The following is a 17824-nucleotide window of genomic DNA, read 5'->3' on the forward strand; positions in this document are numbered from 1 at the left end:
GGCTGTTTATGCCCTTTCGATTCGGAGCGCTGAACGTGTGGCGCCGAGCCGTTTGTGCATGGTGATCCAGTACCAGGGAAGCGCTGCAAGCTCGCGCAGCCACGACAACAGAACCCGGCGTCTGCGCGTCGGAACCAGGCCCTCCGGCGGTGAACTGGCCGTCGTCTCAAAGCCCAGATAGCGAAAACACATCCTGATACGGGGCAGATGATAGGCATCCGAGACGACGATGATCTTTTTAAGCCCGCGCTCACTCAACAATTTGGCGCTATGAGCAACATTTTCGAATGTCGATGTGGAGCGGTCTTCCAATATCAGATCCGATGGCTTGAGACCCGCATCGATACACAAGGACGCCATGACCTGCGCCTCGCTTGGCGGGTGTTTTCCCAGACCGCCGGAAAGCACAATCAATGGCGCGGCCTCATCCTTATGAAGAGCAATGGCGTGCAGCGTGCGCCGCCTCAAGGTCGGGCTCGGCTTGCCCTTTGCCCAGACCGCGGCACCGAAGACGACGATTGCATCGGCGGCGCTCAACCGGCCCGGCTCACATCACAGGCCCAGTCGGGCCCGATCTGCCTTTTTGGTGTGTAGGTGTAGACGTAGAAGTCCTTTTTCCGAGCCGGGATGATCCGCCTCAAGTCAGAATTGCCGCTTCGCGCCTCGACCAGAATATCCAGAAGCTTTTGGGCCTGCCCCCAATCATAGGTGAACTGCAAAAGCCCGTTGGGTGCACGCAGGCCCAGCTGCAAACCATAGGCAATGGAGCCATTGGTCCGCACGGTGCGCGGCGGGCGGATCTTGCCGACAAGCTGTAATTGCGTCGTTTCAGCGTTTTCCCTGATATCAGGTTTGCCAACGAGACCGACAACACCGCCCAGATCCTGCGCGGAGATCGACAGATTGGCGGCCTCAAAGTCGGCCCTGATGCTGTTCAGCCGGTCGAGCGCCGCCTCTTGCGCGCCCGGTTCATCTGGATGGAACAGGCTCGACAACAGGAAAATTCCGGATTCCTTTTGGCCTGCAGGCTGGCGATACCGGCCCCACCATTTGATCGGCCCCACACCTGTTTGCATGGTACGTTCTGCCGGATGGCGCAAAGGCGCGTAAAGCCGCGTCAATTCCACGGCATCACCGGTTGGTTCGCCCTGTTGATAGAAGACCAAACGCGCATCCAGCTCTTCACAGCCGTCACGCCTGTCGGCAAGCTGAAGGTTCTGAAGACCAAAACGAAGAAGCAAGCCGTCTCCCGGGTCAATCGGGATCTGATTTGAAGCCGGCGGGACCGAGTTCAGCCAGATCGGCACGCCATTGCTCGAAACCTCCAGAACCACAGCATCGGCTTCAACGCCGAGTGGCGTGTCTGTTTCAATGGTGAAATCCGTAAAGCCGGTATTGGCCTGGCGCTCATCGTCAGATTGTTGGTAGAGCATTTCGAGAGGCGGAACGGACCAGTGCAGTTCCGTCTGCTCGGCTGCAAAGGCTGTGGACGTAAACTCCTGTCGCAGACGGTCGAGAAAACCGCCCTGCTGTTCGCATTGGGTGATCGCCCACCCCTCCGGCGCGACGACATTCGTATTACAGTCGCCATCGATGGGACAGTGATAGCCGACCTGCGCGGAGTCGCGGTCATGTTCCGTGAGATCACGGCGCTGCAGGCAAAATCTCGCTGACATTGCCACGTCGGTCTGCACTGAATCATAGCGGATCGGCCTCAGTGTGCCGCGGACCTCGTCGCCCGGTCCGAGGTAGAGGGTCTGCTTGATCAACCCGTCATCGCTCGCGGCAACACGGCCCGGTGATTGACCGTCAAGCGCCAGCACCGCCATGCGCGGGGAATAGGTGCGCCTCGCAGCTGCATCCATCAGGCGCTCGATGTGCAGATCGGTCGGGTCGCCAAAATCCCAGCGTGAGCGGATACCCTCGGAAATCGAGCGCATACGGCCCACATTGCTGCGAACTGCCCGCTTCAAGACAGAGCCAAGCTTATCGGCGAAGCGATCGCCGAGCGCGGGGACGCCGACTTCCAAAGCGCCCTGATATTCGAGCAGTTCATGGTTGCCGTCGTTGAAGCGCATCTCGATATAGGGCGATTCTTCGTAAGCGCTGCCCTCAACACTGAGAAGAAGAACGTTCTCCACCGGCTGATCCGCAAGAACCCAGACCCTGCCGAGTTTCTTTATGACGTAGGCGGACAATTCCGGATGTAGCTTACCCCGCAACACTTCACGCCCGCCGGGAAAATCATCAATCAGATCATACGCATCGAAGGATATTTTTATGTTGATCGGAAGCTTTTCCGCCGATGACGGCGCGGCTGCAGCCATCCAGAGAAACGCAGATGCGATCATAAGGCTTAAGGGGTGGTTCATTGTGGCGACCTCACCTGCGCGACCACTTCCATCGGGAACGGCTCATCGCCATTGATCGTGATGGTCCCTTCACTCACGGCATCACCGTTGCCGGCCACGATCCTAAAATGCAGCTCATCACTTGGCAACAGACGCACTGGCCGCTCCGCTATGTCGGCGCAGGCCAGGCGGCGGCTGATCCCGCTTGTCAGAAGCGACAGGCCGCGTTCGGTTCCGCGCAGCGAGGCGAGCGCATGTTCGTTACGCCAGAGCGTCGCCAGCCGTGAAGGAACCGCCAGCGTGTCCTCGCCTCCCCCGATCCAGATGGGTGATCCGAACCAGGGCTCGCTTTCCTCGCATACAAGTGCATCCTCGCCGGCGCGCCGCAGTTCAAGCGTCAGGCGCGGCAGACGCACGTTAAGCTGTGCCATCAGGTCGGCGTCGGGACGCAGAATGATGACAGGTTCGCGCCATGCCGCCGACGGCAGTGTGATTGTCGGCCAGCTCAGGCCACTGACCTGACGCCTGAAGCGCGGCAAGCCGGATGCCTTGACATCAAGAGCAGCCGGGCCGCCAAACACGGGCCGCAGAAGCGGCATCGGCTTGGTCTGACGCGGCTGCAGATAAACAGAAGCCCATTCACCACCCTCACCATTCGACGACACCGAACGGTAGCTGACCTCAATCGGCCGATCGAGTGAGGCGTTGTAAAACCGTGCCGGCTGCAGCATGACGAAACCGACAAAGACGATGACCAGCAGACAGGCAACGTAGATTTTGGCGGTCAGGTGCGATTGAAACAGCATCTGGTCAAAATAGCTTGCGTAGGCCTCCTGGCGTTCCTTCGCCATCAGCCCTTTCATGGCGGGTACGACCACCAGAACGCCGCCCAGCCCGACGATGCTGCCGAAGACCGGAAAGAACTCGGTGTAGAGATAAATCCACAAGGACAGGCCGATAAGAATTGCCAGCAAGAGCGGCACATGGCTTGAGAGCGTGTTTTCGCGAGCCGCCACTGGTTCGGGTTCCGCGGCCGGTTTACCAGCCGCCGAGCGGCCTTCCCCGCCCGGCATCCCGCCCTTTTGCGGCTGTTCCAAATCCTTGTTCATCGCTATCCCCCCACGACGTTACAAGCATGGTCACGATGCAAAGACGCCAGCCTGCTGGCCGTAATTATCAGGCTGTTCCGGCTTCCTTGCAAATGCCGCTTCAACATGAGGTAAATGGCGACCGGCCCCATATGATTATGGGACCGACCGGTTTTCAGGCCCTGGCGAGGGACGCCTGGCGCGTTTCACGATGTGCAATGAAGATCGACGCCGAGACAATCAGCAGCGACCCCAACCAGAGATTTCCGCCCGGCACAAAGCCGAAGACGATCCAGCCCGCCATGATATTGAGCGGCAGCTTCACATGATCGAAAGGCTGGACATAGGCCGCATCGGCGCTTGCATAGGCACGAACGATCAGCCATTGGGCCGCCATCGTCATGGCTCCGGCAAGAACCACGAGAGCGGCAGCGGAAAGGTCAGGCACCGCAAATCCGCCAGAGCCCGCCGCAAGGCCGGCATTGATGGGGGTCAGCAACACCAGCATGTAGAGCGTAATGGTTCGTGTCGATTCGAACTTTGTCAGGCGTTTGGTCATGAGCGACGTCGCGGCCCAGAAAACGGCTGCGGCGACGGGAAGCATGGTAGCCGCAGTAAAGGCGTCCGACCAGGGCGCGAGGATAATCATGCCGCCGGCAAAACCCAAAGCGGTTGCCGTCCAGCGCGCGATCCCGACCCGCTCACCAAGGAAAAGTCCCGCGCCGAGCGTGACAAAAAAGGGCGATGTCATGATCAGCGCGATTGCCTGCCAAATGGGCACATGCGCAAGACCGGCAACCCAGAACTGGACGCCGATCGCCGCCATAACGACCCGCAATATGTGGGCTCCGGCGTTTTCGGTTTTCAGAACACCGAAGCCGGTGCGCATCACCCATGGCAAACAGCACAACATGGCGACGAGATATTGCCAGAAGGCCGCGGCCGTCGGCGCCATACCCATGCTCATTGTCACCGCCTGGAGCGATGTGTTGACGACTGCGAAGGCAGCGCCGGCCGCAATCATGAATGCAGCCCCGGCAAGGGCGCCGCCATTCGAGACCGCAAAGAGGTTTGAATGAAGTCTTGTCTGATTCATCATGTGGTCCTTTCAGAACCTTTGAGGAATCAGGGCAACAGGCATGAACGCAGGCATTCCACGCGTGGAATGACCAGCGCCTCCACCCGTTCTCTTCCATCCGGACTATAACCGTCGGCTTCGGATTCACACCGAATCTGCTGACCCCGGTCCATAAGACCGGGCGCTCGCGGGCTTCGAAAGCGGCACTTGCGCACCGGGTTTCGTTACCGCCGGTGGGGAGTTTCACCCCGCCCTGAGAACGAATGCATCGGTGCCGTCAGACACCGGCTGCACGGCTATGGATAAACCAGTTGCGGAAAAAACAAAAGGCCGGGAAATACCCGGCCTTTGAAATCTCTGTCTGCTTTTTCGGCTTAGTTCAGCCGTTCCTTCAGCTCCGCAACGGAGGATTTGAACAACTCGCCGGTCGTCTTCTCGTCTGCCTTGTCGGCAATGATGGTCTGTGCGGCCGAAACAGCGATATCGATCGCCGACTGCCTGACCTCGTTGACAGCCTCAGCTTCGGCGAGCGCTATCTTCTGCTCGGCCATCGCCGTGCGGCGCTTGACGTAATCATCCGTCTTCTGCCGTGCTTCAGCCACAAGGCCGGCCGCTTCATGTTCAGCCGCTGCGATGACTTCGCTGGCTTCCTTCTCGGCGTCCTTGCGCTTGCGCTGGTACTCGGCGAGCAATTGCTGCGCCTCTTCGCGCAGGCGCCTGGCTTCGTCGAGCTCGTTGCGGATCTTGTCGGCCCGGTCGTCAAGCGACTTGGTCAACATGCCCGGAACCTTCAGATAGGCAAGCAGGGCCAGAAACAGGATGAGGGAGACGAGAGCCCAGAATGAAGCGTCCATTATTCCCTCCCCTCGGCTGCGGCCTTGACCGCGGCACTCAGCTTGGCCTTGGCCACGGTTCCGCCGATGAGCTGATTGACGATGGCGGCTGTCGTGTCGGCGGCAATCGCGTCGACCTCGGCAAGCGCCTTGTCTTTCACGCCGGCGATCTCGGCTTCAGCCTTCTCCAGCTTCTTGGTCACCTCGGCTTCGACCTTTGCGCGTTCGGCATCGGCATCGGCCTTGGCCGCATCACGGGCCGCCTGAGCAATCTCATGAGCCTTCGACTTGGCGTCCGCCAGTTCCTGCTCATAGGCTGCAAATGCCTGATCCGCCTCTTCCTTCAGCCGGTTTGCCTCATTGAGATCCTGAGCAATCCGGTCGCGGCGCGTTTCCAGGATGCTGCCGATCCTCGGCAGCACGACACGCGACATGAAAAGGTAGAAAAGGCCGAACGTAATGACGAGCCACAGAAGCTGGGATGCGAATGTGGAGCTGTCAAAGGGCGGAAAAGAACCCTCCGCCGCATGTTCTGCGGTTTCAGCAGTGGCTGCATAGGCCGCTGTGACGAACATTGTTGCCTCCAAGATAGGTCCGCGTCAGCCCCGACCGTCGGACGGTCCGGGCACCGCGGCTCAACTGCCGGAACGTGTTTGCCCGCCACCAGAGGACGGGCCGTTCCATGGCCGCGCCAGAAGCGCGGCCGGTGTGCCGGTCTTTAAATCAGACGGCAAACAGGAGGAGCAGTGCCACGAGCAGCGAGAAGATGCCCAGGGCTTCCGTCACGGCGAAGCCGAAGATCAGGCGGCCGAACTGGCCGTCGGCAGCCGACGGATTGCGCAGAGCGCCCGACAGATAGTTACCGAAGATCGTGCCGAGGCCGATACCGGCGCCACCCATGCCGAGACATGCAATGCCTGCACCGATGTATTTTGCTGCTTCCGCTTCCATAATGAACTCCTTCGAATGGGATAATTGCGGCTGATAATTGGCGGCAGAACCGCCTGATTCTTCTCCTAGTGTCCGGGATGCAGGGCGTCATTGAGGTACATGCACGTCAGTACCGCAAAGACATAGGCCTGCAGGAAGGCCACCAGAAATTCCAGACCAGTCAAAGCAATGGTCATGATCAGTGGGAGGATCGCGCCGCCGATACCGAGTGCGCCAAGCGCACTCAGGGAGGTGACGAACCCGGCGAAAACCTTGAGCGTGATGTGTCCGGCCAGCATGTTCGCAAAGAGACGAACCGACAGGCTGATCGGGCGCGAAAGAAACGAGATGACCTCAATGGCGACCACCAGCGGCAGCAACAGACCGGGCACACCGCTCGGAACAAAGAGGTTCAAAAAGCCCAGCCCGTGTTTCAAGAAACCATAGACAATCACAGTTCCGATCACGAGGATGGCAAGGGCAAAAGTTACGATGATGTGGCTCGTTACTGTGAAGAAATATGGGAACATTCCCAACAGGTTAGCCACAAGAATGAACATGAAGAGCGAGAACACCATCGGGAAGAAGCGCATGCCGGCGGAGCCCGCGCCGTCTCTCAGCATCGAGGCCACGAACTCGTAGCACATCTCCGAGACGGACTGCATACGGCTTGGAACCATGCCGCGATTGGATGTCGTCAGGAACAGAAAGCCGGCTGCAACGGCGACGGTCGCAACCATGAACAACGACGAATTGGTGAACGAGAAGTCGAGACCGCCCACCTCAATCGGGATGAGCTTGCTGATCTGGAACTGGTGGATCGGATCGTTTGCCACCGGATGCCTCTCTTTTTGCGCCGGCCGGTTCAGCCATCGGCGTTATGGTTATTGACCTCTTTGTCCTTCGGGCCAAGACGGTTTTCCGCCACAAGGCCCGCAGAACGCATGACATTCAATACTCCGGCCACGAAACCAAGGAGAAGAAAGATAATCATCCCCCAGGGCGTCGTCCCCAGAAAACGGTCGATCAGATAACCGAGAAGCGTACCCACAAAAATCGCTGCAACAAACTCGGTAGAGAGCTGAAATGCCTTGGCATAGGACGATTTCCCCGCCCATTCAGCATCTTTGCCTTGCTTGTCTTCCGGCCTGCGGGAAGCAAGTTCTGCTTCCAACTGCCTGCGACGCTCCTCAAGGTCATCGGCCTGATCAGTCCGTTCTTCATCGTCAGGAGCAGTGTTATCTGTTCCTTTGTTTTGCGCTGGTTTTCGCATGAAAGTCGCGCTCCACAAGGTGCCTGACAATTTGGAACGGGACCGTTCCGAAGTCGCGCGCAACATAGTTTTACGCCCATGCCAAGTCAAGGCGACTTTCCAGGCATCCATTTCTCTATTTTTTTGTTTTAAAACAAATACTTATGTCGGTGGCGCCGATTCCTGATACTTTCGTTCCATAGAATCACACTGCATTGCGGCACTTTGACCGCACCATGCATGCCGTCGGCTACGCGACCTCCGCACTCAGCAACAGCGCAGTACCGGTATATTGGCGGCAAAGAGCGCCTCGCTCATGGCCAGCATGCGCGCATGGGCAGGCGTAAACAGGTAAACCACGTCCCAGCGCTCGGTCATCGCATCGCTGCCGATTGCCGCCAGGCCATAGATTCCATCGAGTTCAGAGCGAAACCGCATCGGCAGATCGCTGCCATAGCCGCGCCAGTGGTAATGGCTCTCCGGTGCGGCACGGCCAAGCTCAAAGGTTTCCACACAAAAGGCGGTCACCGGCACTGTCACCTGCAAAACGCCGTCCGGCCTGAGTACGCGGAGCAGTTCACGCATGCCGGCAAAATCATTTTCGACATGTTCAAGCACATGATTTGCAATAATCCAGTCATAACTTGCATCGTCGCGCTCGATCGCGCTCAGATCGAGACTGTTTTCTTCCTCGAACACAGAGATCTCAATGCTCTTGAACCGTTCCCTGGGGGCGGCGATATCGCGGGAGAACTGCAAGGCTTCGGCCGATGAAAGCATATCGTCGGGCAGCGCGTCATAGACCTGTCTTATGATCCGGTGGCGCTCCAGCGAGGTGCAGGTGATGCAACGCGGTTTCTGGCCGTTCCTTGCAAGCCTGCCGGAGGGCCCGGCCCGAAACTGGGTTCCGCCGCATATGTTGCAGGTGGCCATTGCTTACTCCTTCATGCCGCTCACTGCCGATTTGCGCCCATGAAATAGGCTCGCGCCAACGCGGGAGCAAGCGCCAAAAACAGACTTGTGTACGAAATTGAGGGGAGCTCTAGCTCCAGCCGCCACCGTGTGTGCGGTAGAAGATGTGCAGGCCGATGCGACCGACACGCTTCATCTTGCGCGCCCATTTCGGGCGGACATAGGTGGCATGATAGTGGGTGGAGGAGCCGACCTGATCCAACCAGATCTTTCCGGCCGTCACGGCCATTGCGACATCGCCGGCAATGCTCCAGTGCCGCTTGGAGCGAACGCGGTCCTTGATGCCATCACAGGCGAAGGAGAACTGGCAGCGGTTACGCCAGCGCTTGTTCTGATAAACCACGCCGCAGACGGTGTCCGGATAGGCCGGGTTGCGAACCCGGTTCAATATGACCTGGGCAACGGCGGCCTGACCCTTGACCGGCTCACCCCGCGCCTCGAAATAAATACCTGCTGTCAGGCAGCGCTGCTCTTCCTTGGAAAAGACGTGCGCCGGAAGCGCGTGGCCCGCCCAGGCATGATCGTTCTTGGGGATCGGCGGGAAGAAACGTCCATTGTCATCACTGTTCGCAAGCACGGATGCAAAGGGCGAAACCCTTGCGTAGTCAGGCTTTGCGGGAGCATAGGCGGTTGCCAGGATATCCGGCTTGTCATTGGTTACGAGGTTCGCAATCATGACCGGCAATTTGCTGGCCTGACCGGGTTCCTTCCGTGGGTGGAAGACCGTTGCAATCTGGACTTCCCTGCCTTTGATGTCCGGATCGACGAAGGCCATTTGAACCGAGCCGGAATCGGGTGGGCTGATGACCATGCTCCTGCGCTCAAGGATGGATCCCGCGGAAAAATTCTTCGGCGGAGCCACCGGTACGCTGGTCGTCACGCGCCCGCGCTTTTGATCACGCGTCACACGATCTTCATCGGGTCCGGCATCCACCGCCCCCGATTTGTGACGAAAGGCGATGGTGCGGCCATCGGGCGTCTTCATGGAAACGGAGGAGCTGGTTGAGCCGGTGGTGATCGGATCGGTAAAAACGAGTTCGGCGTTGTGGATCGAGCCTGCGGGCGCATCAACCAGATAGGTCTGCCATCGGGCCTTGCCGCTGGCAGCACCCGAGATGACGCTTGCCATATCCGAATACGCGGTTGTCGATGTTGAAACGAAAAACGCCAACGCCCCGAAAGCGAGAGGAGCTGACCAGCTCCGGTCGAACGACGCAAGCCGGCCCACAACGGCTAATCTCTGACGCACTTACCCTACTCCGCGCACCCGTACTGAACACTATTGTTCGGATGATGGAGTATTAACCTTTATGGAGCGTTAATCGGGCAGCCCTGCGTTTTTCACACATTGTCCGATAAAGAATTATTTCACGCGTGTAGCAATTTGCTGGGCGCCCGTTTCCGGTCATCGGCGCTTACGGCGCGGCGCATACGGATTGTCCCCCTTGCGGAAGGAAATGCGGATGGGAACTCCGGGCAGATCGAAGTCCTCGCGCAGACCGTTGATGAGGTATCTCGTATAGGAGGCGGGCAGCTTTTCGGGCCGGGAGCAGGATATGACGAAGCCCGGCGGGCGGGCCTTTATCTGGGTCATGTATTTGAGCCGGATCCTGCGGCCGGACACTGCCGGCGGCGGATGCTGCACCTGCATGGATTCCAGCCAGCGATTGAGTTTCGACGTGGCGATGCGGCGGTTCCAGATCTTGTGTGTGTCCACGACGGCCTGCATCAGACGATCAAGCCCGGCTCCCGTCAGGCCGGAGACCGGGACTGCCTGTATGCCGCGTACCTGCGGAAGCAGGCGCTCGGTCTTTTCCCTAAGGTCCGCCAAAGCTTCCTGGCGATCCTCGATCATGTCCCATTTGTTAAAAATGATGACCGGAGCCCTGCCCTCGCGAATAACAAGATCGGCGATCTGAAGATCCTGTTTTTCAAACGGCACATCGGCATCAAGGACAATCACCACAACCTCGGCAAAGCGGATGGCGCGCAAGGCATCGGCAACGGAGAGCTTTTCCAACTTCTCCTGAACCCTCGCCTTGCGCCTGAGGCCGGCCGTATCGAACATCTTGATGCGGCGGCCCTTCCATTCCCATTCGACGGAAATGGAATCGCGCGTAATGCCGGCCTCCGGCCCGGTCAGCAATCTGTCTTCGCCAAGGAAGCGGTTGATGAGTGTGGACTTGCCGGCATTCGGCCGTCCGACAATGGCAACCCTTAAGGGTTTGCTTTCATCATAGCCGGCGTCCGCATCCTCTTCATCGTCGCCCGTCGGAGCGATGTCGATATCGGTTTCCGCCTCGTCGTCCTCATCAATGGGCAACGCCCGGTCTTCGCCGATCGCATCGACAATCGCGTCACGCAGGTCAAGCATGCCCTCCCCATGCTCTGCGGATATCGGGCAGGGCTCACCGAGGCCAAGACGATAGGCATCAAGCAGGCTGTCCTGCGCACCCCGTGCCTCGGCCTTGTTGGCCACCAGGACCACCGGTTTGCCGCGTTTGCGCAGGATTGTCGCCAGGGTCTCATCCGCCGGCGTCAGCCCGAGCTTCGCATCGATCAGAAAAAGCGCCAGATCAGCTTCGTCGATCGCCGCTTCCGTCTGCGCACGCATGCGGCCTTCCAGCGTGTCGGGACCGGTTTCCTCAAGGCCTGCGGTATCGATGATGCCGAATTTCAAATCGACCAGCTTCGCATCGCCCGGGCGGCGGTCGCGGGTGACGCCGGGTGTGTCATCGACAAGCGCCAGCTTGCGGCCGGCCAGCCGGTTAAACAGCGTCGATTTGCCGACATTGGGCCGGCCTACAATCGCTACCGTAAAGCTCATTTGCGTCTCGCTACCTGCGCGGCCGGAGCCTTATCAATCAGGACTGGCCGCCGCCCAGCCCGCTCGCGGTGATGACATCAAGCATAAGCTGCGCGCGCTGGGTGATGCCGGCGGGCACACCGGTATCGTCGGCGATCTGTTGAAACCATTGCTTCGCCTGGATCAGGTCACCCTGGTTCCAGGCGGCAAGACCAAGCGCTTCGCGGGCGGAGTGACGCATGGGATTGTCGGCTCCGGTTAAAACCTCGACCTGGGCCGACACATCCTCATAGGATCCATGGTCGACCAGCAGATAGGCGGCGCGGACACGCGCGATGTCGCGGATCGCTGTTGGAATGCCACGGTCGTTGCCGATCGTTGAAAAATCCGAAATCGCGCCCTGGTGGTCGCCAGAGTCTGCCAGCACGGTCGCGGCCCGCATGCGTGCCAGCGCCGCATAGGCTCCGTAACCGTCATTTTCCAGACCGCGGAGCGCCTCAAGCGCCTCATCCTGCCGGCCCTCGCGGGCGAGGTTGAGGGCGGCGAGGAACGTATCACCGGATTTGGACGCCTGGTTTTCCTGCCAGTAATCGTAGCCACGGTCCGCAGCCGTGCCCAGAACAATAAGGACGGCGAGCGCGATGATGTATTTACCGAAGCGCTTCCAGATGGACTTCATCCGGTCAGAGCGCAGTTCCTCATCAACCTCGCGGATAAAACTGTCGTCGGACATGATATGTACCGGATCAACCGGTCCTCAACTTGATGCGGGCGACGGCCCGTCAATCATTTTTCTTTCGTGCTGGCGGGCCTTGTAGCCGATTTTCAGCCGCATGTAAGGGGAAATATCAATTTCCGCATCAGGCGATCACGACCGGCGGAACACCGATCAGCCATTCGTGAAGTTTCCAGACAAAGGCAAGGTAAAGAACGAAACCGGCCAGCGCCGCCATGATGTCATTCCTGACCGGTCCTGTGTCTACTGCTTGTGTCTGGCCGGCCCTGTCGCGGCGGGCCAAGGATATGCGGTCGACAATCCCCCAAACGAGAAAACTTCCAAAGAGCAGCAGCGAAGCAAGATCGCCATTGGCCAGGAGGTGGGCAAATGCCCACAATTTGACCGAGACAATCATCGGATGTTTCAGGACCGCCTTGAGCTTGCCGGCAGGCATGCCGAAAACCGCCAGGCTGATAAAGGACAACAGCATGACCAACAGCGCGATATGGCTCATCCAGACCGGCGGCGTATAGAGGATCGGTCCTTCATATCTGGCCATCGAGAAGCCCCAGATAATCAGCGCAAAGCCGGCAAGTGATGCAACGGTATAGGGGCCTTTCCAGGCATTTTCTCCGCGCTCGGCAATGACGCGGTCACGGAATTGCGGGACGAATATCCGCGTCGAATGCGCGCCGAGAAAAAGCACGAGCCCCAATATCAAAATCAGCATAATAACCCCCGTCTGTTCACGTGCCCCAGCGGGCGTACTGGCCTACCCCGCCCTTCTGTTTGAGCACTTATCACGCTAGCATATGACATGGCGATTGATCTTGAAATTGCAAGAAAGCGTCTGGCGACACGCAAGGATGAATTGGAGGCGGTCTCGAAACTCTCCGAAGACGCCCGCTCGACGGTCATGCTGGACCAGCAGGCCGTTGGCCGGCTTTCGCGCATGGACTCCATGCAGCAGCAAGCCATGGCGGAGGCGCAAGAACGACAGCGACAGCGCGATCTTCTGCGAATCGAAATGGCGGAGCGGCGATTGAAGGACGGGGATTATGGATATTGCATCGAATGCGATGCAGAAATTCCCGATGGCCGCCTTGAAATCGACCCAATGGCTGAAAAATGTGTGCATTGCGCTTCGCAGGCCGGGCGATAAGGCAAGATTAATCTCAATCTGTTTTATTGTGCGTTCGCCGAAGCCACATCTATGCAGTGTCATCCGGATTTTGCCCGAACGGGTTTGGCGTTGTAGCGTCTTCACGCGATTGTCAGCTTCTGATTGAGCGCGTGCGTGTACTCTGTGTCCAGTCGTTCAAGGATTGTTATGCCGCGTCTTTGTAAAACAACCGCACTTTCCGTTTTTGCCGCTCTCATCGCCACACCGGCGCTGCCGACCCAGCAGCAACAGCCTCAAATCGTCATCGTGTCTTTCGATGGCGCGCATGACAACGCGCTGTGGGCAAAGAGCCGCGAGATCGGCGAGCGCACCGGCGCTACATTTACCTATTTTCTGTCCTGCACCTTTTTGATGACGCGGAGCCAGCGGTGGTCGTACCGCGCGCCGGACAACAAGTCCGGCCGGTCAAATGTCGGCTTCGCAGACAGCCCGGCGGAGGTGCGTGCACGCCTCGGACATATCTGGAGCGCACGCAATGAGGGCCATGAGATCGCCAGCCACGCCTGCGGCCATTTCGACGGCGGCGAATGGAGTGAAAACGACTGGAAGGTCGAGCTCGCGGCCTTCTCCTCAACGCTCGAGAATGCATGGGCCAATGCCGACGCCAAAGGCGAGGAGCCGGAAGGCTGGCGGCAATTCGTCCGCACCGACATTAACGGTTTCCGGGCACCCTATCTTTCGACCAGCAGCGGGCTGACGCCCGCTTTGAAGAGCGCCGGCTACACCTATGATGCCAGTGGTATATCCAGGGGGCCGAAAGCACCGCGCCGGGGCAAAGGGCTGAGCGCCTTCGACCTGCCGCTTATTCCCGAGGGGCCCCAAAACCGCCGCATCATCGCCATGGACTACAATATGTTCGTGCGCCATTCGGCCGGTGTCGAGGACGCCTCGAACAGCCAATACTACGAGGAAAGAGCCTACAGTGCTTTCCGGACGGCTTTTGACCGCGAATATGACGGATCACGCCAGCCCTTCCAGATCGGCCTTCACTTCGTTGAAATGAATGGCGGCGCCTATTGGCGCGCGACCGAGAGGCTGTTGTCGGATGTGTGCGGGCGCGAGGATGTTGCCTGTGTCTCATACGAGATGGCGCTGGACATGCTCGACAAAGCCAAGAAAGGCGGCGGCGCCTAGCGCCCTTTGACCTGCAACGGACTTGTCTCTCCGTCTCTTTGCCTCTAGACACACATGAAAAGAGGAGTGCTCCGACAGTGAACAAGTAATCGCCATCTCGCAACGGCCGATCCGGTCAAATGGTTTACTTTACATCGGAGCATCTCATGCCTTCCATCATCTATGACGTCGCCGTTTCGGTCGACGGCTATATCAGTGGTCCCGACGGTGATATTTCCGGCTTCGCCCATGAAGGGGCCGTCGTTGACGATTATCAGGCGCGCCTGGCGACATACGGTATCGCCATTATGGGGCGCCACACCTACGAGTTCGGCTACCGTTTCGGGCTTACCCCCGGACAGAACCCCTACCCCCACATGGACACGATCGTCTTTTCCCAATCGATTGCGCTTCCCGCGGATGGCGATGTGCGCGTCATCGACGGGCCGGTCGGACCGGCTTTGCAGGAGCTCATTGAGCGCAGCGATACGCCGATTTATCTGTGCGGCGGCGGCGCATTTGCCGGTGCGCTTCTGGAACTGGGTTTCATCGATGTGCTGCGGCTCAAACGCGCGCCCATCCTGCTCGGTGGCGGCGTCAGCCTTTTCGGCGCATCAAAGGCAGCGCCTTTGCTGACTTGTCTTGAAACCAGGCCATATGACAATGGCTATCTTTTTCAGGAGTACCGGCTGGATCGGCCCGCTGATTAGCGGAAAACCGGAGGCCCTCAAACCCGGCCATGAGGCATGGCCGGGTTTGTGAAACAGGTTACGGCCGCTCGGCTTCGACCACGGAGGAAAGCGGATCGGATGACGAATCGATACGGGCCAGATAGTCGGCATCGATATCGGGCAACGGCTGATTGCGAATTGCGGCTTCAAATGCTCGCAGCCTTTTGTAGATCGACAACAGTTCCACGATGGTCGTCCAGGAGTTGACCAGATACTGCAACGAATTGCTGACCTGACTGAAGGCCGTCAGGATCTGCTGGATCAAGCCCAATGTGACTTTTCCGGCCACGATTGTCGGAATCAGAATTAGATAAGCGAAAATATTGTCGGCGTTTATGTAGAGGCTTCTGGCGATATTGAAGTACATGTAATGGAAGTACAGGCGGAAATAATTCTTCCGCACATTGTGGAAAAGCTCCTGTACCGTCGGTGGCTGAGCCCGAGCCTCATCGTCTTCTCCATAGACAAGCTCCTTGCGGTAGGCGGCTTCAACCCTCTGATTCTTGAATTCCAGCCCGGGCAACTTGATGCCAACCACAGAAAGCAGAACGGTTCCAAACAGCGACCAGAATAGAGCCGCCGTAAACAACGGTGAGGGAATTACGCCAATTATCGGCAACTCAGTTACGTAACTCGACAGGCTCCAAAGCACGGGAAGAAAGGCAAAGAGCGTCATGACAGAATCAACCATGTTGACCCCAAGACCTTCCATGATGCCCGCAAAGCGCATTGTGTCTTCCTGAACGCGCTGTGATGCGCCTTCGATGTGCCGCACTTCCTTCCAGCGGTCCATGTAATAGTTGTTCATCGCCGTGCGCCAGCGGAAGATGTAGTGACTGACCAGAAAGCGCGTAGCGACAAAAACCAAGATTGCCATCAAGGCGATGTAGGCAAAGATCAAGATAAGACTGTAGAGCTGGCCTGCCGTAACAGTACCTTCGCCTTCCAGGGCCGACTGAACGGAATCAAAAAACGGGCGACGCCAGTTGTTAAGAGCAACGGATACCTGAACGGAAAAATAGGTGGAAAACAGAATCACCGCCGAACCAAGGACCGACCAGAGAAACCAGGGATGGGGTGAGAACCGGTACCAGAAGGCTGCGAAAAGACCGACCGCTACCACGTAATAGACGTAAAACCAGAGGAAACTCTGGGTCCAGAAGTAATGGATACCGATAACCGGCGGTGTATCAGGCGGCGGGAACTCAAACCCCAGAACTGTACCGATTTCAGTACCATAGGTGTACCATACCAACGCGCACACCAGCGTCCATATAACGGCGGAAAGGAAAAATATCTTGGGCCGGGGGAAAAAGGATTTAAACAAATTCTATCCCTTTATTTGCTTTTTTGTTTCTTATAGGGCCGCCCACCGCGAAACACTATCGCAATAATACCCAAACGAATACCTATGTCTGAACACGGTGTATTGCATATCACTTTTGTGTTCCCGGTTTGTGTGATCCGGCAAAAACGGCAAGACATGCCGCTGCGACAAGAGCGCCAGCGGCCACGAGGCTTCCCGATGTGTAGTTGCCCGACAGATCGGCAAGATAGCCGGCAATGACGGGGCCGATTATCTGACCGGTACCAAAAGCCGCTGTCATAATGGCAAGAGAACGGCGCGGTGATTGAGGTGCCAGGATACGGCCCACCTGAAGCCCGTAGGCGGTGACGGCCACAAAGGTCGCGCCGAGGAGCAGACCGCCGACAAAGGGTCCGACGGGCGCCGGTATCAGGACGCTGGCTCCAACGCCGAACGCCTCCACGAGGCATCCGGCTGAAAAGGTCGCGACCAGGCCGATGCGCCGGCTGAGCGGCGCCCACAAGAACACCGAGGGCGCGGCAGCAAGACCGGTGACAAGCCACACCCAGCCTTCGACCATCGTCTGCTCACCGCCACCGCGCACGATGGCCACAAGGAATGTCGCGGTGACAATGTATCCAGCGCCGAAGAGGCCGTAGGCCAGTGAGATCGCCGCAAGGCGCCTGTCCCATTTCAGCGGCGGCTCACGTGTCTCACCGGCAGCCCTGACCGGATCGACCCGGACCAGGAGGATTGCAGCCACCGATCCGGTAAGTGCAAGCACCGCCGTGGCATACCAGCCGGTGCGCCAGTCGGCCTCAAAGGCAATCAGGAACATCAAAAGCACTGCCGAAACGGCAATACCAAGCCCGACACCGCTGAAATGAACAGCCGACAATTCCGGTCGTCCCGCCACGTCAACGTGACTGAGGATGATTGTCGTGACAAAGATCATCACAAAGGCGCTGGCGACGCCGGAAGCAAACCGAATGGCCGACATCACAAAAACATCAGAGGCAAACGGCACCGCGGCAAGCAGGATAGTGGTCGCAAAAAGACCGAAAATGAAAACAGCACGCTCGCGGCCCGCGGCCCAGCCATAACCGGCCACAATGGCGCCAAGCAGGTAACCGGTATAGTTCGCCGACGCAATCAGCCCAGCGTCTGCCGGTGTCAGACCGAGCCCCTTCATAAGATCGGGAAGCAATGGCGTATAGGCGAACCGTCCAAAGCTCATGGCTGCCGCCATCGCGATGAGACCGCCTGCTGCAAGCCAGATGATTGAGGGCCGCTTACCCGGTGCGGTCCCGCCAGCCGGCTTGCTTTGATTGCTCGAATGCATGCGCGACCTATGGCACTGAGCTGTTCAAGGCGCAAGACCGGCGCGACACACTGACCAAGCGCCTCGGCTCTTACGAATCTTTACATTGAATGATCACATACGCCGCTCTTGACAGCAGGTA

General features: G+C 58.4%; 19 protein-coding genes and 1 riboswitch. Of the genes, 3 read left to right on the top strand and 16 right to left on the bottom strand.

The genetic code is table 11. The features are described 5' to 3' along the window. Nucleotides 1-6 precede the first annotated feature (6 nt). The 14 genes from OQ273_RS13110 to OQ273_RS13175 form a co-directional block, all read right to left on the bottom strand. A complete protein-coding gene (locus OQ273_RS13110; RefSeq protein ID WP_267990947.1) occupies nt 7-537 on the bottom strand; it encodes a YdcF family protein in 531 nt (176 codons plus the stop codon). Next, complete coding sequence (locus tag OQ273_RS13115) at nt 534-2372, bottom strand: hypothetical protein (RefSeq protein ID WP_267990948.1); 1839 nt, start codon at nt 2370-2372, stop codon at nt 534-536. The genes OQ273_RS13110 and OQ273_RS13115 overlap by 4 nt, the downstream gene beginning before the upstream one ends. Further along, nucleotides 2369-3460, bottom strand: a complete 1092-nt coding sequence (locus OQ273_RS13120) for a hypothetical protein (protein WP_267990949.1) — start codon at nt 3458-3460, stop codon at nt 2369-2371. The genes OQ273_RS13115 and OQ273_RS13120 overlap by 4 nt, the downstream gene beginning before the upstream one ends. A gap of 154 nt (nt 3461-3614) precedes the next feature. Next, a complete protein-coding gene (locus OQ273_RS13125; RefSeq protein ID WP_267990950.1) occupies nt 3615-4535 on the bottom strand; it encodes a DMT family transporter in 921 nt (306 codons plus the stop codon). Between the two features lie 84 nt (nt 4536-4619). Continuing rightward, nucleotides 4620-4782: riboswitch (FMN riboswitch) on the bottom strand. Nucleotides 4783-4891: 109 nt separating this feature from the next. Further along, on the bottom strand, nt 4892-5371 hold the full coding sequence (locus OQ273_RS13130) for a F0F1 ATP synthase subunit B (protein ID WP_267990951.1): 480 nt from the start codon (nt 5369-5371) through the stop codon (nt 4892-4894). Then, on the bottom strand, nt 5371-5925 hold the full coding sequence (locus OQ273_RS13135; RefSeq protein ID WP_267990952.1) for a F0F1 ATP synthase subunit B: 555 nt from the start codon (nt 5923-5925) through the stop codon (nt 5371-5373). Before OQ273_RS13135 ends, OQ273_RS13130 begins: the two co-directional genes overlap by 1 nt. Nucleotides 5926-6073: 148 nt before the next feature. Beyond that, complete coding sequence (locus OQ273_RS13140) at nt 6074-6301, bottom strand: F0F1 ATP synthase subunit C (RefSeq protein ID WP_131569648.1); 228 nt, start codon at nt 6299-6301, stop codon at nt 6074-6076. A gap of 65 nt (nt 6302-6366) precedes the next feature. Then, the gene (locus OQ273_RS13145; protein WP_267990953.1) at nt 6367-7116 is read right to left on the bottom strand and encodes a F0F1 ATP synthase subunit A; all 750 of its coding nucleotides are present in this window, start codon (nt 7114-7116) and stop codon (nt 6367-6369) included. A 29-nt stretch (nt 7117-7145) separates the two neighbouring features. Beyond that, entirely contained in the window at nt 7146-7553 is a 408-nt protein-coding gene (locus OQ273_RS13150) for an AtpZ/AtpI family protein (RefSeq protein ID WP_267990954.1), read from the bottom strand. A 246-nt stretch (nt 7554-7799) separates the two neighbouring features. Continuing rightward, nucleotides 7800-8465, bottom strand: a complete 666-nt coding sequence (locus OQ273_RS13155; protein ID WP_267990955.1) for a class I SAM-dependent methyltransferase — start codon at nt 8463-8465, stop codon at nt 7800-7802. A gap of 109 nt (nt 8466-8574) precedes the next feature. Beyond that, the gene (locus tag OQ273_RS13160; protein ID WP_425493378.1) at nt 8575-9753 is read right to left on the bottom strand and encodes a cell wall hydrolase; all 1179 of its coding nucleotides are present in this window, start codon (nt 9751-9753) and stop codon (nt 8575-8577) included. 156 nt (nt 9754-9909) lie between these two features. Further along, nucleotides 9910-11331, bottom strand: coding sequence for a ribosome biogenesis GTPase Der (gene der / locus OQ273_RS13165; RefSeq protein WP_267990956.1), 1422 nt, complete (start codon nt 11329-11331; stop codon nt 9910-9912). 37 nt (nt 11332-11368) lie between these two features. Beyond that, on the bottom strand, nt 11369-12043 hold the full coding sequence (locus OQ273_RS13170; protein ID WP_267990957.1) for a tetratricopeptide repeat protein: 675 nt from the start codon (nt 12041-12043) through the stop codon (nt 11369-11371). A 127-nt stretch (nt 12044-12170) separates the two neighbouring features. Further along, complete coding sequence (locus OQ273_RS13175) at nt 12171-12758, bottom strand: NnrU family protein (protein WP_267990958.1); 588 nt, start codon at nt 12756-12758, stop codon at nt 12171-12173. Nucleotides 12759-12845: 87 nt separating this feature from the next. On the opposite strand from OQ273_RS13175, the gene OQ273_RS13180 reads away from it, so the two are divergent. The 3 genes from OQ273_RS13180 (at nt 12846) to OQ273_RS13190 (ending at nt 15034) form a co-directional block, all read left to right on the top strand. Further along, complete coding sequence (locus tag OQ273_RS13180) at nt 12846-13190, top strand: TraR/DksA family transcriptional regulator (protein ID WP_267990959.1); 345 nt, start codon at nt 12846-12848, stop codon at nt 13188-13190. Nucleotides 13191-13358: 168 nt separating this feature from the next. Continuing rightward, nucleotides 13359-14345, top strand: a complete 987-nt coding sequence (locus OQ273_RS13185) for a polysaccharide deacetylase family protein (protein WP_267990960.1) — start codon at nt 13359-13361, stop codon at nt 14343-14345. Between the two features lie 146 nt (nt 14346-14491). Then, nucleotides 14492-15034, top strand: coding sequence for a dihydrofolate reductase family protein (locus OQ273_RS13190; protein WP_267990961.1), 543 nt, complete (start codon nt 14492-14494; stop codon nt 15032-15034). 58 nt (nt 15035-15092) lie between these two features. Here OQ273_RS13190 and sbmA read toward each other — a convergent pair whose 3' ends face one another. Then, nucleotides 15093-16382: a peptide antibiotic transporter SbmA gene (gene sbmA, locus OQ273_RS13195; protein ID WP_267990962.1), complete on the bottom strand. Its 1290-nt coding sequence runs from the start codon at nt 16380-16382 to the stop codon at nt 15093-15095. A gap of 109 nt (nt 16383-16491) precedes the next feature. After that, on the bottom strand, nt 16492-17703 hold the full coding sequence (locus OQ273_RS13200) for a YbfB/YjiJ family MFS transporter (RefSeq protein ID WP_267990963.1): 1212 nt from the start codon (nt 17701-17703) through the stop codon (nt 16492-16494). Nucleotides 17704-17824 lie beyond the last annotated feature (121 nt).

Origin of the sequence: Hoeflea prorocentri (genome assembly GCF_027944115.1) — a bacterium.
Taxonomy (GTDB): domain Bacteria; phylum Pseudomonadota; class Alphaproteobacteria; order Rhizobiales; family Rhizobiaceae; genus Hoeflea_A; species Hoeflea_A prorocentri.